This window comes from Bacillus yunxiaonensis, assembly GCF_037104695.1.
Lineage (GTDB): Bacteria > Bacillota > Bacilli > Bacillales > Bacillaceae_G > Bacillus_A > Bacillus_A yunxiaonensis.
In genome coordinates this window covers 671,086-692,315 of sequence record NZ_JBAWSV010000001.1, presented here as the reverse complement: position 1 = coordinate 692,315, position 21,230 = coordinate 671,086, and the positions used below count along the sequence as shown (strand labels likewise).

At 34.7% G+C, this 21,230-nt stretch carries 19 protein-coding genes and 3 pseudogenes; 16 read left to right on the top strand and 6 right to left on the bottom strand.

The genetic code is table 11. The annotated features are described in order from the left end of the window. Positions 1-427 precede the first annotated feature (427 nt). The 6 genes from WAX78_RS03440 to WAX78_RS03415 all read left to right on the top strand — a co-directional run bounded on the left by WAX78_RS03440 (position 428) and on the right by WAX78_RS03415 (position 5,159). A complete protein-coding gene (locus WAX78_RS03440) occupies positions 428-1,069 on the top strand; it encodes an FMN-dependent NADH-azoreductase (protein WP_336480880.1) in 642 nt (213 codons plus the stop codon). Between the two features lie 80 nt (positions 1,070-1,149). Beyond that, complete coding sequence (locus tag WAX78_RS03435; RefSeq protein ID WP_336480879.1) at positions 1,150-1,614, top strand: NUDIX hydrolase; 465 nt, start codon at positions 1,150-1,152, stop codon at positions 1,612-1,614. A 402-nt stretch (positions 1,615-2,016) separates the two neighbouring features. After that, positions 2,017-2,445, top strand: coding sequence for a MarR family winged helix-turn-helix transcriptional regulator (locus WAX78_RS03430; RefSeq protein WP_336480878.1), 429 nt, complete (start codon positions 2,017-2,019; stop codon positions 2,443-2,445). A 35-nt stretch (positions 2,446-2,480) separates the two neighbouring features. After that, the gene (locus WAX78_RS03425) at positions 2,481-3,119 is read left to right on the top strand and encodes a nitroreductase family protein (RefSeq protein WP_336480877.1); all 639 of its coding nucleotides are present in this window, start codon (positions 2,481-2,483) and stop codon (positions 3,117-3,119) included. Between the two features lie 86 nt (positions 3,120-3,205). Next, positions 3,206-3,502 carry a putative quinol monooxygenase gene (locus tag WAX78_RS03420; protein ID WP_336480876.1) on the top strand — a complete coding sequence of 99 codons (297 nt, stop codon included), beginning with the start codon at positions 3,206-3,208 and terminating at the stop codon, positions 3,500-3,502. 529 nt (positions 3,503-4,031) lie between these two features. Then, complete coding sequence (locus WAX78_RS03415; RefSeq protein WP_336480875.1) at positions 4,032-5,159, top strand: alkene reductase; 1,128 nt, start codon at positions 4,032-4,034, stop codon at positions 5,157-5,159. Between the two features lie 192 nt (positions 5,160-5,351). On the opposite strand, the gene WAX78_RS03410 is transcribed toward WAX78_RS03415, so the two are convergent. The 5 genes and pseudogenes from WAX78_RS03410 to WAX78_RS03390 form a co-directional block, all read right to left on the bottom strand. Next, a complete protein-coding gene (locus WAX78_RS03410) occupies positions 5,352-6,305 on the bottom strand; it encodes a DUF4018 domain-containing protein (RefSeq protein ID WP_461781919.1) in 954 nt (317 codons plus the stop codon). A 103-nt stretch (positions 6,306-6,408) separates the two neighbouring features. Beyond that, positions 6,409-7,574 (bottom strand): annotated as a pseudogene (locus WAX78_RS03405) (DUF58 domain-containing protein). Then, entirely contained in the window at positions 7,571-8,500 is a 930-nt protein-coding gene (locus WAX78_RS03400) for an AAA family ATPase (protein WP_336480874.1), read from the bottom strand. Before WAX78_RS03400 ends, WAX78_RS03405 begins: the two are co-directional and overlap by 4 nt. Positions 8,501-8,640: 140 nt before the next feature. Next, the gene (locus tag WAX78_RS03395; RefSeq protein WP_336480873.1) at positions 8,641-9,000 is read right to left on the bottom strand and encodes a PH domain-containing protein; all 360 of its coding nucleotides are present in this window, start codon (positions 8,998-9,000) and stop codon (positions 8,641-8,643) included. A gap of 462 nt (positions 9,001-9,462) precedes the next feature. After that, positions 9,463-10,362, bottom strand: coding sequence for a LysR family transcriptional regulator (locus WAX78_RS03390; RefSeq protein WP_336480872.1), 900 nt, complete (start codon positions 10,360-10,362; stop codon positions 9,463-9,465). A 291-nt stretch (positions 10,363-10,653) separates the two neighbouring features. Here WAX78_RS03390 and WAX78_RS03385 point away from each other — a divergent pair. The 8 genes and pseudogenes from WAX78_RS03385 (at position 10,654) to WAX78_RS03350 (ending at position 19,376) form a co-directional block, all read left to right on the top strand. After that, positions 10,654-11,945, top strand: a pseudogene (locus tag WAX78_RS03385) (purine/pyrimidine permease). Positions 11,946-11,981: 36 nt separating this feature from the next. After that, complete coding sequence (locus tag WAX78_RS03380) at positions 11,982-12,440, top strand: nucleoside deaminase (protein ID WP_336480871.1); 459 nt, start codon at positions 11,982-11,984, stop codon at positions 12,438-12,440. A 123-nt stretch (positions 12,441-12,563) separates the two neighbouring features. After that, positions 12,564-13,274: an ankyrin repeat domain-containing protein gene (locus tag WAX78_RS03375; protein WP_336480870.1), complete on the top strand. Its 711-nt coding sequence runs from the start codon at positions 12,564-12,566 to the stop codon at positions 13,272-13,274. A 107-nt stretch (positions 13,275-13,381) separates the two neighbouring features. Further along, positions 13,382-14,350, top strand: coding sequence for a DUF4822 domain-containing protein (locus tag WAX78_RS03370; protein WP_336480869.1), 969 nt, complete (start codon positions 13,382-13,384; stop codon positions 14,348-14,350). A 522-nt stretch (positions 14,351-14,872) separates the two neighbouring features. Further along, the gene (gene dnaN, locus WAX78_RS03365; RefSeq protein WP_336480868.1) at positions 14,873-16,003 is read left to right on the top strand and encodes a DNA polymerase III subunit beta; all 1,131 of its coding nucleotides are present in this window, start codon (positions 14,873-14,875) and stop codon (positions 16,001-16,003) included. A 90-nt stretch (positions 16,004-16,093) separates the two neighbouring features. Next, positions 16,094-16,306 (top strand): annotated as a pseudogene (locus WAX78_RS03360) (hypothetical protein); the annotation flags it as partial. Positions 16,307-17,007: 701 nt separating this feature from the next. Beyond that, positions 17,008-18,456: a MocR-like pyridoxine biosynthesis transcription factor PdxR gene (gene pdxR, locus WAX78_RS03355; RefSeq protein WP_336480867.1), complete on the top strand. Its 1,449-nt coding sequence runs from the start codon at positions 17,008-17,010 to the stop codon at positions 18,454-18,456. A gap of 5 nt (positions 18,457-18,461) precedes the next feature. Further along, on the top strand, positions 18,462-19,376 hold the full coding sequence (locus tag WAX78_RS03350; RefSeq protein ID WP_336480866.1) for a D-alanine--D-alanine ligase: 915 nt from the start codon (positions 18,462-18,464) through the stop codon (positions 19,374-19,376). A gap of 391 nt (positions 19,377-19,767) precedes the next feature. Here the strand turns inward: WAX78_RS03350 and WAX78_RS03345 are convergent, their stop codons facing one another. Beyond that, positions 19,768-20,013, bottom strand: a complete 246-nt coding sequence (locus tag WAX78_RS03345) for a DNA alkylation repair protein (RefSeq protein WP_098311155.1) — start codon at positions 20,011-20,013, stop codon at positions 19,768-19,770. 121 nt (positions 20,014-20,134) lie between these two features. On the opposite strand from WAX78_RS03345, the gene WAX78_RS03340 reads away from it, so the two are divergent. Then, on the top strand, positions 20,135-20,518 hold the full coding sequence (locus WAX78_RS03340; RefSeq protein WP_336480865.1) for a VOC family protein: 384 nt from the start codon (positions 20,135-20,137) through the stop codon (positions 20,516-20,518). 14 nt (positions 20,519-20,532) lie between these two features. Further along, positions 20,533-21,096, top strand: a complete 564-nt coding sequence (locus WAX78_RS03335; RefSeq protein ID WP_336480864.1) for a GNAT family N-acetyltransferase — start codon at positions 20,533-20,535, stop codon at positions 21,094-21,096. Positions 21,097-21,230 lie beyond the last annotated feature (134 nt).

Below are 21,230 nucleotides of genomic sequence, written 5' to 3'. Positions count from 1 at the left end.
TGAAACTTCCATCAGTGGGAATCTTACTACTCGTTAATGCAAGATAAACGCTATTAAATAAAAAGTGGGTACTAATGTTTGTAGTTATCCACTTTTTTATATAACCATACTTTCCTTAAGAATCTTGCTTCGTTAGTTTAAGAAGAAAAACTGAAATGTCTATTTTAATCAGAATAGGATATTTCAGTTCATTATTTTTATAAACGATTTAACCTTTTTGTAAAAACAGTATTCATGATAGCACTCGCGAAACATAATATCAGTGTAGTCCGAAGTAGAATTTGCAGTAAATAATCGTACTTTTGCAGTATACGTCATGATAAGTTAATGAGAATTCTTTCGAGCAGATATGAAATTTTTAATAAAAATCAAGATAAAAGGCAATATAAGGAGGGTTGAATTTATATTTCGAAAGGAAGGATAGCAATTGAGTAAAGTTCTATACATTACCGCAAATCCGAAACCAACTGATCAATCATATGGACTTACAGTTGGAGAAACTTTTTTAGAAGCATATCGTCACGAGGCTCCAAATGATGAAATTATTAATCTTGATTTGTACAAAACCCATATTCCATATATTGATGCGGATGTACTTAATGGATGGGGAAAGCTACAAAAAGGGACAGCGTTTGAAAATCTTTCTGCAGAAGAGCAAAGTAAGATTGCTGCAATTAATAAATTAACAGATCAGTTTGTAGAAGCAGATAAATATATATTTGTAACACCGATGTGGAATTTTAGCTTTCCACCGCTTATGAAAGCATACATTGATACAATTTGTATTGCAGGAAAAACATTTAAGTATACAGAAGAAGGTCCTGTTGGCTTGTTATCTGGTAAAAGGGCCGTTCATATTCAAGCGCGCGGTGGGATATATTCAGAAGGGCCAGCAGAAGAAAAGGAGTTTGGAGATCGTTATCTTCGGGCTATTATGGATTTTGTTGGAATTGAAAATGTGGATTCCATTGTTGTAGAAGGTATGAATCAAATGCCGAATGAGGCAGAGAGTATTAAAGAAAAAGCAATGGCACGAGCGAGAGAAATTGCGAAAGATTTTGCGGAATAATTAGAAAAAAACCCACAAATTTCTTATAATGGAATTTGTGGGTTTTTTATTTGTCAGATATATATGAGGAGGGAATCGGGATGGATATTGTTTTTACAGAGAACGGGAAACGCTTTAATTATCGCGTAGCAGCTGTATGTATTGAAAATGGAAAGGTTCTTCTTCATCGCGGGAAGGGAGATAACTTTTGGTGTCTACCTGGCGGACGAGTTCAAATGCTTGAAAGTAGTGAGTCTGCTCTTAAAAGAGAGCTGAAAGAAGAATTAGAAGTGGATGCAAATGTAAAACGATTAATGTGGATTGTTGAGAAGTTTTTTACTTATGATAATCATAAGTTTCATGAAATAGGCTTTTATTATGAAACGCATTTAGAGGATTGTGCTATTCCAAAAACGGGTTCTTTTATAAGAGAAGATGGTGGACGAGAATTTGAGTTTCAATGGGTTCCACTAGAAGAGATCAATCACTTTAATACGCAGCCTGCCTTTTTAAAAACAAAGTTAGATCATTTACCGCAGTGTGTAGAACATATTGTGACAAATTAAAAGAAAGGCGGCTCTGTACCGTTAAGGTTATGTATAATTTCAAACAAAAATAGACTGCCTCAAAAGGTACATATGTGCCTTTTGAGGCAGTCTATTTTTGTGAAATCTTATCTTTTAAAAATTGGATATAGGTCAGAGGAGAATAAGAAGAGGATATTATTGTTTTGTCTAGCATAAAAGACATCTGATTCTAAGCTGTATATGTGGAAATATAGTTGAATAATAATTCTGGTGAGCAAAGGGAATAGTAAATATAATTTTGAGCAGAAGAAGGGATAACTGCCCCTTAAAAAGAGGATAAAAACAAAATTATTGCTTTTCAAATAAAACTCAAGTATATTATTTGATATATCAACTATTGATGCATCAAATTTTTAGGTAATCTAAAAAAGGAGGGATAATTTGAGCGATTCATGTTCAAAGGAAGCAATTATTTTATATAAATTACATTTCCTCAATAAAGACATTAGTTCGAAATTCGAAGGTTGTACGGGGATTAGCCAGTCTAGACTTGAACTTTTACATCAACTTTATCTAGTAGATGAAATAAGTCAAAAAGCACTTCAAAAAGAAATCAATATTGACAATGCAGCAATTACCCGGCATTTAAAGCAACTTGAAGCTAACGAAATGATTACAAGACGTAAAAATCCGAATGATAATCGAATAACCCTTGTTAGTTTAACAGATGATGGTCGAAATAAAATTCACTCTTTTCAAGAGGAAAAAGAGCGATTTGCGACTTCTGTGTTAAAGGATTTTAACGAAGAAGAACGCGATGAACTTCTAAATATGTTAAATCGCATTCAAAAAAATATAAAAGAATTCTAATGTAAACATTAGACAGAAAAAGGGAGAATTCATCTATGATTAACACACAAAAAACAAATAATTTCACGGAAATTATCACAGGTCGTCGTTCTATTCGAACTTACGATCCTACTGTGAAAATTAGTAAAGAAGAAATGACAGAGATCCTTACAGAAGCAACTCTTGCACCATCTTCTGTAAATATGCAACCATGGCGCTTCTTAGTAATTGATAGTGCTGAAGGAAAAGCAAAGCTTGCACCACTTGCTAAATTTAATCAACGTCAAGTAGAAACGTCAGCGGCAATGATTGCTGTTTTTGGTGATTTGAATAATTTCGAAAATGGTGAAGAAATTTACGGAAAAGCGGTGGAACTTGGATATATGCCTTCAGAAGTAAAAGAAAGTCAAATGGAGAAGCTTACTGCTTATTTCTCAGCAATTACTCCGGAAGAAATGAAAGACGTAGTTTTAATTGATGGTGGTCTTGTATCGATGCAACTTATGCTTTCAGCTCGTGCTCACGGATACGATACATGTCCAATCGGTGGATATGAAAAAGACAAAATTGCAGAGGCATTTGGTTTAGATAAGGATCGTTATGTACCAGTTATGTTAATATCAATTGGGAAAGCAGATTACAGTAGTCACAAATCAGTTCGCCTTCCAATTGATAAAATCGCTCAGTGGAAGTAATTGTTAGAAGGGCACAAGGTTTCATTATTTGTGTGATTAACCTTTTATATATAAATACAAGTAGAACAGTGAGAGGAGACAGTACCATGATTATTATCCATGCAAAATTTCATGTGGATTCAGCAAAACAACAAGCGTTTTTAGATGAGATTCAGTCGCTAATCAGTGGTTCAAGAAAAGAAAGTGGAAATATGTCTTATGATTTGTACAAGGATACCGAAAAAGAAAATGTCTATACAATGGTAGAGGTATGGGAAAATGCAGAAGTAGTTGCTAATCATAATAAGAGTGAGCATTTCACTACTTTTGTTGGCAAAGCAAATCAATTTTTAATTGCGCCATTAGACATAAAAGCTTTTGATGGAAAACCACTACAAGGGTAATAACAAGGAGAGCGTATGAATACTCCCCTACTTAACTTCGTTTGAAGTAAGGGGTTTCTAACGTATCGAACACTGCGGAACGCTTAACGTTAGTGGAGTTGACACAATGGTGTGCTATTATAGACACCCAACCCCTCTATCCCATCAGTCTAGCTTTTGGGACTGCTTATGAGCCTACTGCAAGATCCCTAAGAATCATCAATGCGTCTTCGGCTACTTCTTAGGCTTGAACATTTTACATAGCAGAGCCAATAAGTACCTGCTACAACCTCATACGTTCAGTTTTCAAAGTACAACTTGTACATGGAAAATTATAACATATGAGTATATGTTTTTCTACGCAAAAAAGCCAATTCATCTCCCACCTATTTGTTGGTGCTACGCACCTTCACACAAATTGAGGAAGAAGTCTTCTTGGCTAAAATGATAAATTGACGCACTAGTTTGTGAAAAATTATGATACGGTTATAGACAGTTTCCATCGTTTCAATGAAATGTAGGTGGAATTTTTAATTAAGGGGGAAGAAAGATGACAAATTCAAATAATAAAATAGCCAGCATCTATGAAGGCACGAATATAAACAATTGGGGATCATTTCAAAACGTGGAAGAAACAAAGTTATTTGATCCGATTCAAATTGGAGCTTGGTCTCTTCGTAATCGTGTGGCAATGGCACCGATGACGCGTTGTTTTGCTAATGATGAGACAGGGGTAGTTGGAGCTGATGTAACCGAGTATTACCGGAAACGTGCGGCAGATGGTGTTGGTCTAATTATTACAGAAGGAATAGTGATTAGCCCAAGAGCGAAGGGGAATCCAGGTGTCCCAGGTATTTATACCGAGGAGCAAATTGATTCTTGGAAGTCAGTAACAGATGCAGTACATGAAGAAGGTGGAACAATTATTGCGCAAATATGGCATGTGGGACGTATGAGCCATCATGAACTAACAGGTGGATTCTTACCACAAGCACCTTCAGCTATTGCGGCACAAGGAAATGTCCCACGTTTTCGGAAGCCTTTTGATACGCCAGAAGCGATGACAATAGAAGAAATTCAAGAGACTATCGAACAGTATGCACAAGCTGCTAGGAATGCGATAGAAGCAGGCTTCGATGGGGTAGAAATTCATGGGGCACATGGGTATTTAATTGATCAATTTGCTTATGAATTTGCAAATCATCGAAATGATCAATATGGCGGAGATTTAAAACAAAGGTTAACATTTATGAAAGAAGTATTGAAAGCCGTTATAAGTGCGATTGGTGCAGATAAAACGCTTATTCGTTTTTCGGCATTTAAAGGTGATAACCCTAGCTACATGTGGGAAAATCCTGAAGCAGCAATTCAAACTTTCGTAGAGATGTTCTGTGAAGTAGGATTAACGATGATTCATCCTTCAACAATGAATTATACGCAAGTTATAGCTGACGGAAAAAACTTACATCAATTAGTTCGTAAATATTGGGATGGTATAATTGTAGGAGTTGGGAATTTAAATCCAAAAGAGGCAGAAGAAGCACTACAAGAAGGTACAATTGATGTAGCGGCATTTGGTAGACCATTGATTTCTAATCCGGATTTTGTTCATCGTGTTAAACATGGGGAAAGTTTAGAGGAATACGATGCAAAGCAGCATCTTGCTACATTAATATAAATAATAATAAAAGAAGAGCACATAAGGTGTTCTTCTTTTATTATGTAAGCAAAAAATATAAGAGAAAATAGCATGATAGGGGGAACCGAATTTATATTACTCTTATCATACTACTAAAAACCTCGATGACTCCAGTAGGAGAAGTCGAGGTTTTTAGTAGTATTGAGATTCAAGATTATTTTTTTCTTTCACTCATTTTCGATATTTGTATAATGTATGAACTTCTCTTTTAAATTTTTGGAGAAGTTCAGTATCATCACGATTTGCATACCTTGTAGCGTTATATGCATCGATAATCACATCGAATTGAATGGAGACCTCTTCGTCTCTATGAAGTCTTTCCATCCATTGTTCAACTGTTTCACCGCGTAGCCGATTTAATGGTGGTTTTAGTTTCTTTTCCAAATTAAAAATTTCTTTGCGAATTGCATTGTTTGGTGGTCGTAATCTTTTGTTACGCTTCTGTATGCTACCTTGTTCTGGACCAATAACGATAGGTTCATAGGAAGACATACGTCTAAAGTTTATTTCATGTCGTTTCTTAAATAGTTTCCATATCACATATATAGCGATGATTATGATAATAAAAACTGTGATAGATTGTAAATTTAATGGATTATATTTTTCTGGAAGCGGGGGAGGTGGTGTGTCACCTTTATTTAATTTGCTATTTAAAGAATCGGCTTTATGACTAAGTTCAGCTGTTAGAAAGAGCGGATTTAATATATAACCAGCCCCTAAAGCAATCCATTGCATCACATAAGCAATAATTATTCGACCATAAGCGAGTATAGGGATAAATAAAAAACTAACAATCGCAATGGCTGTAACTGATAATAATCGCATCATTTTTTGATTTTGATTGAAACTTGTAATCCATAAGGTTAGGAGCGTATATAAAATGAGTAATCCTATTTCCCATATGGATGGAATTTGCATATGGAGAAGTAAAGAACAGAAAGACCATAGAATTGCTCCTAATAATTTGTGAAATGGTGTAATATCATCTTTTGTGTACACAAGAAAAAAGAAAAACGGCAATAATATGGAGCCTACGGAAGAAAATAACGCCAAAGAATAGCAAACAATAACTTGTAAGATGAATAACGCTACGAACCATGATTTTTTCTTTTGCTTAGTTTTCATAATCGGTAGTAAACAAATATGACTGACTAGAAGAAATAAAATAATGTGTAAAACCTCTCTTTTTTCAGTCAATAAAGAGAGAAGGAGGAGAAGAATAAAATCATTAACGTATCGTAGCCATGTATTCAAGCTGTTCCACCATCCCTTCATTGTGAACAATATATGTTGGCTGCATAGTATATGGGGAATAGCCTTTTTAGAGAAGCCAAGGAAAAACATCGTAGACGATCTCACTCTCTTTCGCATCATATAATGAAGAAAACCATCTCGTGGTAGTAATGTACTATCTTCTGAAATACGTGCGAGTTCTTCTAATGCTTTCACATAATGCATTTGCCCTTCATTCAGCGTCAAATGCAACGGTCCATCTTCTGCTAAAATACTAATGAATAATTCAAATGGGATTTTCTGTTTAGTTGCAATTTGACAAATGTATGCTGCATACGAAATAATATCTTCCATATTTTCTTTCCATCCAAGTCCTTTATCTGAAGCAAGGCAAATACAGATAGTCCAGCTATAATCTTTTACTGCTTCATATTGCTTTGCCTGTAAACTTTGCATTTTCGCTGACGCCTTCCAATGGATGGAACGAAATGATTCTCTTTCATATTGTTTAACTCCGACAATTGACGTTTCATCATGAAAATAGGAAAAATTTGTTCTATAAGAGCCCATTAATAATTGCTGTATTTCTTGTAACCCAGCAACCTGTTTTGGAACAGGATAGACGATGATTTCAGTTTTCAATTTATGTATAACTGGTAAATGGACTTGAATGATGTTGAAAGGATCACCAATGATGCATTCAAACTGTTCAATTTGAAAAAACCCTCGTTTTGTGGCCGTGAAAGTTAAATCCAACTTTTGCTGTGAGTGAGCAGGCTGTGAAAATGGAAAAGAAAAGAATGTTTTTGATATTTGTTCTAGTCCTATGCTTGGATGAGTAACGAGTGATGGATTAACATGAAAGAAACATTTTCCGTTCACCAATGGCAGCCTTGCTTTATTTTGTAACATAATAGATAGTTGTCCGCTCTCTTCTGGAAACAATCTCGTTGTTTGTTTCTTATTCATAATTTGAAAATGATTTTCTATGTTAGTGACATATCGATAAATAAAAAAAGAAAACATGTAATAAAACAAAAATGGATATATGATAAATGACTGCGGTAAGTAGAATGTGAACAACAGTGAAATTGGAATCGTTAATTTAATCATGTAATTTTGAAACATTAATGAGACGGAGACAAGACGTTGCCCATTCATGTTTGCTCAATCTCCACCGGTACATCAACTTCTTGCAAAATTTTTTCTATAGTCTCTTGTTTTGTTGTGCGAAGAGCACCTTCCATAGATAAAATAATACGGTGTTTCCAAATGTAAGAGAGCAGGAATTGTACATCTTCTGGTGTGCAAAATTCACGATTACGTAAAAAGGCAAGAGCTTGGATACCTCTTACTAAAGCGAGTGTTCCACGTGGACTAATTCCGTTTGCGATAAAATCATGATTACGAGTTGCATTAGCAAGTTTGATGATGTAGCTCTCCAAAGGTTCCGATACATGAACATCTTTTACTTTATTTTGTATTTGTATAATATCTTCTAGTGAGATGACCGAATGAAGCTCGTCTAACGGTTTGTTCTTTCGAAAACGTCTCATCATTTGGAGCTCTTCTTCAGGAGTAGGATAACCAATCGAAATGGTCATTAAAAACCGGTCAAGCTGTGCATCTGGAAGGGGAAATGTTCCCTGTGATTCGATTGGATTTTGCGTTGCAATTACGAAAAATGGTTTTGGAAGAGGTGTGGATTGTTTTTCAAGTGTCACTTGCCTTTCTTCCATCGCTTCTAATAAGCTTGATTGCGTACGTGGCATAGCACGGTTAATTTCATCTGCTAATAATAAATTTGTCATAACAGGACCGAGACGTAGTTCAAATTCACTTATTTTTGGATTGAAGTATTCAATACCTGTTACATCACTAGGCAGTACATCAGGTGTGAACTGTACGCGGGAAAATTGGCCGCCAATACTTTTAGCAATCGTTTTTGCCAACAATGTTTTTCCTGTTCCAGGGACATCTTCTAATAAAACGTGCCCATCTGCTAATAAAGAAACTATGAGCAGGTCAATTACATTTTCTTTTCCGACAAATACAGAAGAGATGTTTTCTTTTAACTTATGTATCATGAGTTTATTCCTTTCTTATAAGTCTTTTTCTCTCGATTTTAACAAAATTTTCTGAAAAATAAAATCACTTTTCGTTATAATGCAATGTTAAGCATATGCGTAGATGTTCTGATAAAGTAAATAAATAAGTAGCCCTATGTTTACGAGCTACTTACAATTTGCTGTTGTATGATTGAACAAAGTTGTTTTCTTATATTTTGATCGTATATTTTTTCAAAACGTACCCAATCATCGTTGTAGTAAATAGACGTATGAGAGCTGAAGAAATAAGGATGTTCTTTTACTTCTTCAATACGTTCATATAAGTATTCTTCATATCTTTGAGAATTAAATTTGTTTTTCTCCTTATATACAAATAGCATTCTTTTATTTGTTGCTAGTATTATTCCTGGCATGGATGGCCCTCTATGCAGAAATAAAGATAGAGAACATTGTGTGTAAAAAAGGATCGTTTCGTTTTCGTGGAGTAAGTTTTTTACTGTATCTAGTAATGTTGGCATTACAATCACCTCTTTCTATATATAATGATTATATCATTTAAATAAAGTTCGATAATTTCCGTAGTTTTTTAAATAAAGTGACGGTGTTTATAAAAAAGACACGATGTTTTGAACAAAGTCGCGATGTTTTGCCCCTTTGGATTTGTTTATCTAAAGGGGTGTTTTTATAGTGAAAAGTGAAAAAAAGATCTGAACTGAAAGGCGGATTAAGGAACTGTTGAGCAGCAACAAATGGTTATCAGTACCTAAATCGTAAAAAGTTATCAAAAATAAAAGATGTCACATATTACATATAACTAATATGCGACTGTGAAATGATAATAAAGTCATTTCACAAATAATAAAGTTGTTTAAAAAATACCAATCATTGTATTCAACAATCGGGCCATATAGTTGAATAAATAAATCCCAATTTCTCAATTATGACACTGAGAGATTGGGATTTTGAATGCTAGAATATCCTTAACGCTGTAAATCCGTGTTTTGCTGGAGGTACCCCGTTAACAGTTTTGTAAAGTTTTGAGCGGCTTTTGATAGATAATGATTCTTCAGCCATATTAAGCCCATGGATGCAGATAGCTCTGTATCTGTAATTTTGAAAGCCTGGATATTGTAGTTTTTGTATTGTTTAATGACGGTTTCCGGAACAATAGCTTCTCCAAAATCACAAGCGACTAAATCTAATAAAAGGGAGATGTCAGAGCACTCGGCAATAATGTTCGGATGTAGTTGAGCTTTCGAAAATGCTTCCAAGATCATATAATGAACTCCCAATCCTTCTGTACTCGGTAATATCAGAGGATGGTTTTGAATGTCAGTAAGCATAACCTGATGATTAAAAGGCTGCTTTTTATTTGAAGTAATAAAGTAAAAAGGTTCTGTATAGAGATGGATAGCTGAAAAATCATCTAACTCGAGCGGTAATCGTATAATCGCCAGCTCTACAATCCTGTCTCTTACTAATTGACAAAGATGAGATGACTCATTTTGATGAACCTTATATGTAACCTTAGGATATTTTTTGTGAAATTGGTGAAGTAACTCAGGTAATCCGCCTACCGAAAAAGTATTGATACCTATCGTCAGTCTTCCACTTACCCCGTTTCCGACTTCCTTTACCTCCATTCTGGCTTCTTCCATTAACTGAGTCATTTGTAGCGCATACTTATATAAGGCTTTTCCTGCTTCCGTCACTTCTAAAAATTTCCCACTTCTCTCTATTAATTTCGTTCCTAATTCATCTTCCATTGTTTTCAGGTGCTGGCTTAGCGGAGGCTGGGAGATATGAAGTCTTTCAGCCGCAGCAGAAATTTTTCTTTCTTCTACAATTGCTATGAAATATCGCAGTTGTCTAATATCCATCGATGGAAAAAACCCCCTTCTTATACGGAAAACTTAAGTGAAATTAATTTTTTTTATATTTTTCATATACCACATTCTAAGATATCATAATTTTAGATGAAAAGAAATTTCCCGCAACGGCTTTAAACCGCAATGCATTTTTAAGCAAAAAAATTTTGCAGATGTTAGCTAGAACATCGAGATAGGTTAATAAAAGCTTTTCTTGTGGGAAATCTTTATTTTTAAGCCAATTAGAACTAATTTCTATTAGTACTTGGAAAAATAAATATTTCAATATGAAGGTGAAGCAATATGGGGAAACAACGTTTTTACGGCGCTTTAAGCATATTTCAATGGTTCTTTTTCCTGCTGGCCACTTCTGTTGCATTACCGATCGTAATCGGGGGAGTATTTCATTTATCGATCGAGGAAATATCCGATTTGATGCAACGAACTTTTTTTGTGGTGGGCATTAGCTCCTTTATACAAGGATGGATCGGACATCGCTATCCGATCGCTGACGGACCTGCAGGTTCATGGGTCAGTGTATTTGTATTTTAGCGGGTATGGCGATTCAGCAGGGGGAAAGTACGAAAGAAACATTACAACTTTTAGAAGGTGGTTTGCTGGTTACAGGATTTTTACTAGTTATTCTTGGCATAACCGGCCTGGTTAATCGGCTGCTGTTTTTGTTCACTCCTTTAGTTACTGGTTCTTTTCTTTTGATTCTGAGTCTTCAACTTAGTGGTGTTTTTTTAGAGGGAATGTTCGGAATACAAGGACAGTCCAATCTGGATTATCAAATAGCAGCGATTTCATTTGGCGTATTTGTTCTAGTGATAGTGCTATCAATTAAAGGAAAAGGATGGATGAAAAGTTACTCCGTACTGTTAGGAATTTTATTTGGGTGGTTACTATACTTCTTATTAGGAAAAACCCCCAATACGATTTCCACACCGGCTTCCTTCATTAAATTACCAGACATTTTTGCATGGGGGACTCCGAAGTTAAATGCTGGAATGGTTATAACCTCTATTATATTTACGTTTATTTTAGTCTCTAATACGATAGCGGCCGTTACGGCTGTTAAACAAGTGGTTCCCGAATCAGGAGAATCCGAAAAACAAACCATTAACCGCGCCAGTTGGGCAGGCGGTATTACACATGTTATATCAGCTCTTTTTTCGACAATTGGAATTGTGCCATTGCCAGTATCGGCGGGTTTTATCCGAATAACTGAGCAAAAACGAATAATGCCTTTCCTAATAGCAAGTTTAGCCTTAGCAGGTATAGCCTTTGTTCCGGCAATCGTCAACTTCTTAGCTATGCTTCCCGGCCCTATTGCTTGTGCCGCAAGTTTAGCATCCTTTGTCCAAATGATTGGGATCTCGTTTCAATCCCTTTTGAAAGACGAATTAGATCAACGTCGGCTAACTATATTAGGAATCACATTGCTAATCGGTATTGGATTAATGTTTCTTCCTAAAGGAATATTTCATGGTCTGCCTACTATTCTCCAATATATTTTAAGCAATGATCTCATTGTTGGTACGATCATCGTAATTGTACTAGAACAACTATGGGAAACAAAAAAATATGAGTGAAAAAATCATATTTAATTTTTAAAGGAGTGTTTTTAAATGAGTCACGAAGAATTCATGAAATTGGCAATCGAGTTAGCTTACGACAATACCAAAAACAAAAAAGGAAAACCATTTGGTGCAGTGATTGTTAAAGATGGTGAGATTGTTGCAAAGGGAGTAAATGATGTTCTTAAAACATACGACCCCACTGCGCATGCTGAACTTCTAGCTATCCGTCAGGCTTGTCGCACTCTTGGTACATCTGATCTTTCCGACTGTATACTATACGCAAGCGGGGAGCCTTGCCCGATGTGTTTAAGTGCCATTTACTGGGCGAACCTTAAACATGTTTATTATTCCTATACTGCACAAGAGGAAGAAGAAATTGGATTAGGAACAAAATACGTTTATCAGCAAATAGCTCTTCCAAAGGAACAACGAGACATTAAATTATTAAAGCTCAATAAAAATCATCATGAAAAGAATCCTTTTACTCTTTGGAAAGAAAAGAATTAATAAATAAATTATATATTTAACGGAACGTGTTTTCCGAGAGAAAAAGCCGCAGAATATAAAAATTTCACTCCTCACGTAAAAAGAGCAGAGCAAAAACAATATTAGAATAGAGGAGAATATTTTATGTGGAAGCGGATGATGGCATTTATAGGATGTATTCTCTTGCTTCAAGGTTGTATTTCTAACATTAGTGGAGAACCGAAAAAACAAGAAAAGGAGAAGGAAATCGTGAGCGAAGGATTAAATAAACAGTTGCTTCAAGCCGCAGACCATAGAGAGGCAGACACCATAAGCGAACTTATTAAGAAAGGTGCGAATATCAACGCACAGGACTCAAAAGGAAGGACTGCCACTATGATTGCGACATATAACAATGATGTAGAAACCGCAAAAGTACTTATCAAGGCAAGTGCGGATGTGAACATCAAGGATGATATGAAAAACAATCCCTTCCTGTATGCTGGTGCAGAAGGATATATAGATATTCTAAAACTTACAATTGAAGCAGGGGCCGACCCGGCGATTACAAACCGGTATGGAGGAACAGCTTTAATCCCTGCCTCAGAACATGGATATGTGGATGTAATAAAAGAACTTCTCACCCATACGGATATTGATGTGAATCATGTCAATAATCTTGGTTGGACAGCTTTATTAGAAGCGATTATTTTGAATGATGGAGACGATAAGCAGCAGCAAACGGTGCAATTGCTGATTGAACATGGTGCGGATGTGAACATTCCAGACAATAATAAGGTGACTCCTTTACAACATGCACGTGAGAAAGACTTTAAAGAGATTGAAAAAATTTTGTTAAAAGCAGGTGCAAAATAGTCGGATTGTATAAGATTCCAATCAGTACAAGCGAAACCGTATTACTACTATAAATAATAGACAATCATGTAAATTCACTACAATTATAAAATGAGGAGACGATAAAAATGAACAAAAAAGCAAAAGCAATATCATCAATACTACTCGGATTCACATTAGTTTTAATAGGGTGCAATGCTGGTGCTAACGCCCAAGAATATCATAGTAAACAGAAGCAAGAACAAGCTGTTAAAGAGACTAAAAAGGAAAATAAGTTAACCAAAGGTCAGGAAATGGCTAACATTCTTAGTAGCACAGATTGGCAAGGTACAAGAGTGTATGACAAAGATAATAATGACTTAACAAAAGAGAATGCAAACTTCATTGGTCTTGCGAAATATGATGCGAAGTCAGGAAGATATGAATTTTTTGATGCTATAACAGGTAAAAGTCGTGGCGATAAAGGAACATTCTTTATCACCAATGATGGGAAGAAGAGAATATTAATTTCAGAATCAATGAATTACCAAGCTGTTGTTGACATGATAAAACTAAATAAAGATGTTTTTACTTATAAAAGAATGGGAAAAGATGCTAATGGCAACGACGTAGAGGTATTCGTTGAACATGTTCCATATAAAGAAAAAAAGCTGTCTTTTACTGATCCGGACAAGCAGTTGGACACTACTACAGGAGATATTGTTAAAAACGTTGATGGAGATAAAATTTTAGGTAGCACCCTTTGGAAAGGAACAAAGGTATTAGATGAAAACGGCAATGATGTAACAAAATATAATTCAAATTTTATAAGTCTGGCAAAATTTAATGATAAGACTAATAAATATGAGTTTTTCAATGCTGAAACAGGCAAAAGCCGGGGTGATTACGGCTACTTCGATGTTGTACACGGAAATAAGATAAGAGCCCATGTTTCAATTGGAAATAATAAGTATGGCGCCGCCCTTGAACTTACCGAACTTAATAATAATAAATTTACGTATAAAAGAACTGGTAAAGACATAGATGGCAAGGACATAACTATATTCGTTGAACATGAACCTTATAAAGGTGATCTTAAACCAAAATTCACTAAATAGGGCTTGGTATGCAGACAAGAAGGGAATAGATTTCTCCGTTCCCTTCTTGTTTCCTTTAACAAGGGAAGAAATAGCTAGAATTTCTTTTGTCGAATTTAAACAGTGAGAAAATAAGTGAAATGACGGGAATAGAACAAAAGAGTGTGAAGCTTTCTGCTTAAGCTAACTAGCTAATAGAAGCTTCAGTGATCTTCAACAAACGGGCGCGATTGTTGAACAACATAGGTAGAAATGATCAAATTTTTTTTAAAAAACTAAACAAAAATCTGCTGGATAAGAATCCATTTTGATCATCTTTTTTCAAAATGGATTCTTTTTATTTATCGTAAAACTTGGGATTGCGAGGTATTTTTGATCAAACTTTATTTCAAAGCTATATCTAGAGCATCATTATATAGAAAGCTATTAGAAGGGAACAAATAGTCTTTTTTATCCAATTAAAAGATAGTTTAGTTAAATAGGAATTTTTAGGGATTTTGTCGAATTAGTTTCACTAACTATTAAAATGGAGTGAACTTTATTATGGAAATTATAATAAATAATGAATGTTTTAATAAAGCAATTTCAGAGGTTAGTAAAGCAGTATCTTTAAAAACCCCTTTTCCTATTTTGACAGGTATTAAGATAATTGCTGAAAAAAATTGCTTAATCCTTATTGGAAGCAATTCTGATATTATTATTGAAAAAGTAATACCTTTAATGATTAATGATGTAAAGGTATTGGAAGTTTATAAGACAGGTAGTATTGTTATACCTGCTAAATATTTAAGTGAAATTGCTAAAAAGCTCCCTAGTGATATACATTTAAAAGTAAATGAAAAACAATTAGTTACCATTCAGTCTGATGAAATTGTAATCAACCTAAACGGATTTAACCCTAAAGAGTACCCAAGCCTTCCTCAAGTTGATGAAGCTAAATACACTAAAATCTCCAGTATTGAATTAATGGAAATAATTAATCAAACTGTATTCGCAGTTTCTAAGAGCGAGTCCAGACCTGTCCTGACAGGAGTTAATATGTCTTTTAAAGAAAACCAAATTTCGTGTGTTGCAACAAATTCTCATCGGTTAGCACTAAGAGAACTTGCAATAGAAACAAATGTAAATGGTTCTTTCATTGTTCCGAGCACAAGCTTAAATGAGCTTACTAAGTTAATTAAAAATGAAACCGGTGAAATACATATTTATATAACAGATAGCTATATAGTGTTTAAATCAGACACTATCTCACTTTTTTCAAGATTAATTGAAGGTAATTATCCTAACATTTCGGGATTGTTACCAAAAGATTTGAAGACAGTAATTACTTTGGACACAACTCAACTATTAAAAGGTATTGATAGAGCATGCCTTTTTGCAAATGAATGGAGAAATAATAATGTAAATTTAGAAATAAAGGACGGTACAAAGATAAGAATTTTTTCTAACTCATCAGAATTAGGGAAAATAGAAGAAACACAAAATATCAAGATAATTAGCGGAGAGATTGAATTAAGTATTTCATTTGATGGAAGTTTTTTAATGGATGCTTTAAAAGTAATAAAAGAAGAAGAGGTAAGGTTAAGTTTTGGTGGTTCAATGAGACCAGTCTTAATTGAACCTGTTGATAATTCTTCATATCTTCAGCTTATTTCACCAGTGCGATCATATTAAATAGACCAGAACTTTATTACTGTTAGTAACGGTGATCTTTAATTGAACTGTTGATTTGGAATAAAGTTTGATACTTTATTTACACAGAAAGGAACATTAGGTATGAAAAAGTCAAGAGACGCTAAAGATTTAATAGATAGTTTAATACCAATGGGAATGATTTTTGGTTGTGCTATCGGTGTAATTTTCGGCATGTTTTTCAAACCAAGCTTTCTAGTATTTATAGTTAGTTTAGGAACTGGAATAGGCTATTTATTTGGAGTTATTGCTTCTGGAATTTATAGTAAGAAAGGGAAATCATAGTTTGAGAATATGAATACCGGTATAAATATTGCAGGGATAGGGTCTGTTATCATTATTGGAAGAAAAATTTCTGAGCCGGAAAAAGGGAAGTAAGGAGCTTAAAAAACAATAACTTATGAGCGATTGTGGAGAATCAATAGTAGAAAATGATCAAACTCTTTTATAAAAATTGAACAATAATTTATAAAAAAAAACCCCATTTTGATCAATCTTTTTTCAAAATGGGTTCTTTTAATTTAACGTAAAATTCGAGTTTGCGAGGTGTTTTTTAGAGAAAACTTTATTTTAAAGCTACACTTGTTTGGATTGAACTTTCTTCAAAACAAGCTCTTTTCTTTAGTTGATTTATCAATATTAATAGTATTATTTCAATCAAATTTTATTTCAAAGCTACATAAAGACTAAAAAAATACTAATTTCCTGTAAGTGTTTTAAAAGATAAAAAACAACTGTTTACGGTATAAAAATAGTACTATTACTAAGAGGGATTTTTTACTTCCCCTTAGGATAGCACTACATTAAAAAAGTTTAGCTTATTATTGGATAAGAGGGTGAAGTGAATTTAAATTTGCAACATTCTTCATCTCAAAGTTGTATGAATGGTGCCGAAAACCATACCGCTGGTTAAAGAAAATACATATGCTGTGGACCTTTTAGGATAGATATAGTTATGCAAAAATGATAGCAAGGGGGTCAAGGGAGTGTTTAATGATTTTAAACTTGTGGATGATCGTCCGTTTTATATTCAATTAAAGGATTATTTGAAAAAAATGATTATGAAAGGACATCTGCTGGAACACCAGAAGCTTCCATCTACCCGAGAACTTAGTAAATTATTATCGGTCAGCAGAAATACTGTTCTCACTGCTTACGCAGATTTAGAACAAGAAGGCCTAATCTATGCAATAAAGGGAAAAGGAAATTTTATAGGAAAAGTTAAAACATCCAAAACTCCATCCATCGAACTAAACTGGAAAGAAAAAGTCAATGAAGTTACCTTGTTAGCTGATGAATTAGATTTAATGAAACATGGTGTTCGCTGGGAAAAAGGCATGATTTCATTCAATAGTATTGCTCCAGACGAAAAGCTTTTTGATGTTGAGAATTTTAAAAGAGCTTTTCTGAATCGAATGTCTATTGAAGGGGATATCGTTTTGAACTACGGATATGCAAAAGGCTATAAACCTCTCATTAATTACCTGCTTCACTATATGGAAATGAAAGGGGTAGACATTTCCAATAAGGATATTTTGATCACGAATGGTTTCACCGAAGGGCTGGATATTTTATTGTCTTCTTTAGCGAAAAAGTCCGGTCGTATTATATGTGAAAATCCGACACATCATGCTGCCTTAAAATTGTTTCGATTACATGGACTTGATGTGCATGGGATTGAAATGAAGGATGATGGTATTGATATTGATCAAGTCGAGAAAAGTTTATCCGAAATGGATTTTGATTTCGCATATTTAATCCCGTCTTATCATAATCCGACTGGAATTGTCACATCCTCAGAAAAAAGGACTGAAATCATGAACCTTTTTTCGAAATATGGGATCCCTATCGTGGAGGATGGATTTAATGAGGAATTGCGTTATTCGGGTTCTCACCTAGCACCCCTATTAACATTCGCCGGGTCCGGCAACAATGTTATCTATATCAGCAGCTTTTCAAAAATTCTTTTTCCAGGATTACGTGTTGGTTGGATTTTAGCAGATAAAGAATTAATTCATTGCTTGGAAAGTGTGAAAAGGGCAAGAACGATTCATACATCTACACTGGACCAGGCAGTGCTTTATCAATATTTGCATGATGGTTATTTCGAAAAATATTTAAAAAAGGCCAAATCAGTTTATAAGAAAAAATATGAACTAGCTGTTCATGCTTGTCATCAATACATTCCTTTTCAAAGAATGACTGGGGATGGGGGACTTCATCTTTTTCTAGAGTTAGAAAAAGGAATGAAGTCACGTACACTTTTGAAAAAATGCTATGAAAAGGGAGTCGTTTTTTCTCCTGGGGACGTCTTTTACACGGATGGAAGGGGAAGTAATACGTTTCGATTAGGATTCTCTCGGTTAAAAGAAGCGGATATTCTTAAGGGAATTAAGATAATTGGAGATACATTGAAAAATGAAAATGGGAGTTGAAAAAAGTGAGAGTTGGCGTAATTATGGGAGGCGTGTCCTCCGAAAAACAAGTATCCCTCATGACTGGGGAAGAAATGATTGCACATTTGGATAAAAATAAGTACGAAATTGTGCCTATTCAACTAAATAACAAAAAAGAGCTTATTGAAAAGGTAAGGGATATCGATATTGCCTTGTTGGCGCTTCACGGAGAATATGGGGAGGATGGTACAATTCAAGGTACACTGGAATCGCTCGGCGTTCCATATACAGGAAGTGTCATGTTATCAAGCGGTATTTGTATGGATAAAAATATGTCGAAAAAATTGATTCGTTATGAAGGAATTCAAACCCCGGATTGGATTCATCTTTCGAATATGGAAGAACTTCAGCTTGATGAGGTCGAAAAAATGGGGTATCCGTTAGTGGTAAAACCTAATTCGGGTGGTTCCAGCGTAGGGGTAAAGGTCGTATACGATAAGGAGTCTTTACTATCCTCGCTTGAGGATGTATTGAAATGGGATTCCGAAATCGTAATTGAAAAATATATAAAGGGCGAGGAAATTACATGTTCCATTTTGGATGGAAAACTTTTACCGATCATTTCAATTCAACATACGGCCGAGTTCTTTGACTATCATGCGAAATATGATGATGCGGCTACGATTGAAGAGATTGTAGAACTTCCGGTCACAACGCAAAAGCGTGTCGCTGAGGCTGCAATGGCGTGCTATAGAGCATTAAAATGCAGTGTTTATGCTAGGGTTGATATGATTATAAAAGATGGAATCCCATATGTAATGGAAGTGAATACATTGCCAGGGATGACAAAAAATAGCTTACTACCAAAAAGCGCTCATGCGGTGGGAATCACCTATAGTAAGCTATTGGATATGATTATTGAAACCTCCTTACGGGTTAGGAAAAACGAAGGCTTTTAATAGAAATATAATTGTAGTGTTGAAATTTTAGGAGCTTTAGACTTAGTGGGACCGTATCTGCCTTAGTCCGTCTGATATTTTAATGGTATTAGAAAATATGATTTTGGAAAAAGAACACTATGTCTTATATTCTCTCCAAGAGTTATTCGTTTGTTTCAAGTGACTTCGAATTCATCCAGGTTCACATTTATCAATAATACAGAGGGATTCATTTTGACCAATCTTTTTTCAAAATGGATTCCTTTTTGTTTATTGTAAAAAAACTTGTTCCATTAGTATGTTTGATCAAACTTTATAGGGGGGGGTATTGCCCACGAATAGCGGGATAAATCGAACTCCATCGAAATTGAAAAAGTTGCTTATTTTACAAGCAACTTTTTCGTTTTAAAAACTAAAAAGATTGATTTTGTGCTGGTTTAATAAACTGTTCCGGGTTTTCGATTAATCCGCACGCAGCGCATTGTACGCGATATGTAGGACCTTGGTAGGCCATATGAAATGCACTCATATTTTCATTTGTATATTCTTCCTCGATTTGACCAGTTTGTGGATTTAATTTTACTGGTTTTGCTGTTTGTTCAATGATATTAAATCTTGTTCGGTTTGTTTTACAATTTGGACAAAGCATTGGTTCCATATCAACACACCTCCATTGTTAGCATTTGTTGATATGGCGGAGTTTATTCATAAGGAAAAACTCTATAAAGGATTTCTGCATTTTTTGTCAAAATAGTAAGAATGTAAAGGAGGAGAAGAATGTGAAGCTTCAAATGAAATACATCATTTTATATGCACAGCAATATGAGGAATGCATCCATTTTTATCGTGATATATTACAGCTACCGATAAAGGGTGAGCACGGTACATATGTTGAATTTGATACAGGTTCTACAATTTTGGCAATCAATAGTAGAAATGATGTTCAAGAGTTAACTGGTTTATCAATTCCGAAGACGTTATCGGAATCATCTACATTTGAGATTGGATTTGTGGTCGATGATGTTACGGAAACAATACATAACTTCAAAAAACAAGGAGTAACGGTGTTGGTAGAGCCTGTTACAAAATCATGGGGACAAACAGTTTCCTACGTTTCTGATCCAGATGGAAATTATATTGAAATTTGCAGTTCATTAGACTAAAGGAGCGGGAGAGTATGCACAAGTTTCCAATTTTAGAAACAGATCGTTTGCAATTAAGGGAATTAACGTTGGTAGATGCAGATGCGATGTTTCATTATTTTACGAAAGAACCTGTTATTCGTTATTTTGGAATGGATTCGTTTCAAAATATAGAAGAAGTAAAAAACGTGATTCGGAATTTTAGAGAAAGATATGAAGAGGGATCTGCATTTCGTTGGGGGATCGTATTAAAAGGAACAGATCAATTAATTGGCTCGTGCGGATTTCATTTAATTAATCACAAGCATAAACGTGCTGAAATCGGCTATGAATTAGATGAAACATATTGGGGAAAGGGATATGCGACAGAAGCGTTACAAGCTATTCTTACATATGGGTTTGAAACACTTTACTTTAAGCGAATTTCAGCTGTTGTATACCCGGAAAATGAATCATCTCGTAAATTATTACAAAAAGTAGGCTTTACGGAAGAAGGATTGCTTCGAAAATATATGATTCAAAATGATGTCGCGCACGATGCGATTATGTATTCGTTGCTGCAGGAAGAATGGGCAACATTACTTCAAAAAGTACGTTAATTACATGAATATGAATAAAGACAATATAAGACCTAAACCTTTAGTTTTAGGTCTTACAAAATATATCTTTTTATCGAAAATTTTTACAAATTATCAATCTTTATTATAAATGATCAGACCTTTTTATAAATTAT

What these genes read in the sequence shown, in the direction of transcription:
- WAX78_RS03395 (WP_336480873.1), bottom strand. Translation starts at nt 9,000, where the DNA reads ATGCCAACATTACTAGATACAGTAAAAAACTTACTCCACGAAAACGAA.
- WAX78_RS03375 (WP_336480870.1), top strand. Translation starts at nt 12,564, where the DNA reads ATGTGGAAGCGGATGATGGCATTTATAGGATGTATTCTCTTGCTTCAA.
- WAX78_RS03370 (WP_336480869.1), top strand. Translation starts at nt 13,382, where the DNA reads ATGAACAAAAAAGCAAAAGCAATATCATCAATACTACTCGGATTCACA.
- WAX78_RS03435 (WP_336480879.1), top strand. Translation starts at nt 1,150, where the DNA reads ATGGATATTGTTTTTACAGAGAACGGGAAACGCTTTAATTATCGCGTA.
- WAX78_RS03345 (WP_098311155.1), bottom strand. Translation starts at nt 20,013, where the DNA reads ATGGAACCAATGCTTTGTCCAAATTGTAAAACAAACCGAACAAGATTT.
- WAX78_RS03390 (WP_336480872.1), bottom strand. Translation starts at nt 10,362, where the DNA reads ATGGATATTAGACAACTGCGATATTTCATAGCAATTGTAGAAGAAAGA.
- WAX78_RS03425 (WP_336480877.1), top strand. Translation starts at nt 2,481, where the DNA reads ATGATTAACACACAAAAAACAAATAATTTCACGGAAATTATCACAGGT.
- WAX78_RS03335 (WP_336480864.1), top strand. Translation starts at nt 20,533, where the DNA reads ATGCACAAGTTTCCAATTTTAGAAACAGATCGTTTGCAATTAAGGGAA.
- dnaN (WP_336480868.1), top strand. Translation starts at nt 14,873, where the DNA reads ATGGAAATTATAATAAATAATGAATGTTTTAATAAAGCAATTTCAGAG.
- WAX78_RS03380 (WP_336480871.1), top strand. Translation starts at nt 11,982, where the DNA reads ATGAGTCACGAAGAATTCATGAAATTGGCAATCGAGTTAGCTTACGAC.
- WAX78_RS03420 (WP_336480876.1), top strand. Translation starts at nt 3,206, where the DNA reads ATGATTATTATCCATGCAAAATTTCATGTGGATTCAGCAAAACAACAA.
- WAX78_RS03410 (WP_461781919.1), bottom strand. Translation starts at nt 6,305, where the DNA reads ATGAAAACTAAGCAAAAGAAAAAATCATGGTTCGTAGCGTTATTCATC.
- WAX78_RS03400 (WP_336480874.1), bottom strand. Translation starts at nt 8,500, where the DNA reads ATGATACATAAGTTAAAAGAAAACATCTCTTCTGTATTTGTCGGAAAA.
- WAX78_RS03415 (WP_336480875.1), top strand. Translation starts at nt 4,032, where the DNA reads ATGACAAATTCAAATAATAAAATAGCCAGCATCTATGAAGGCACGAAT.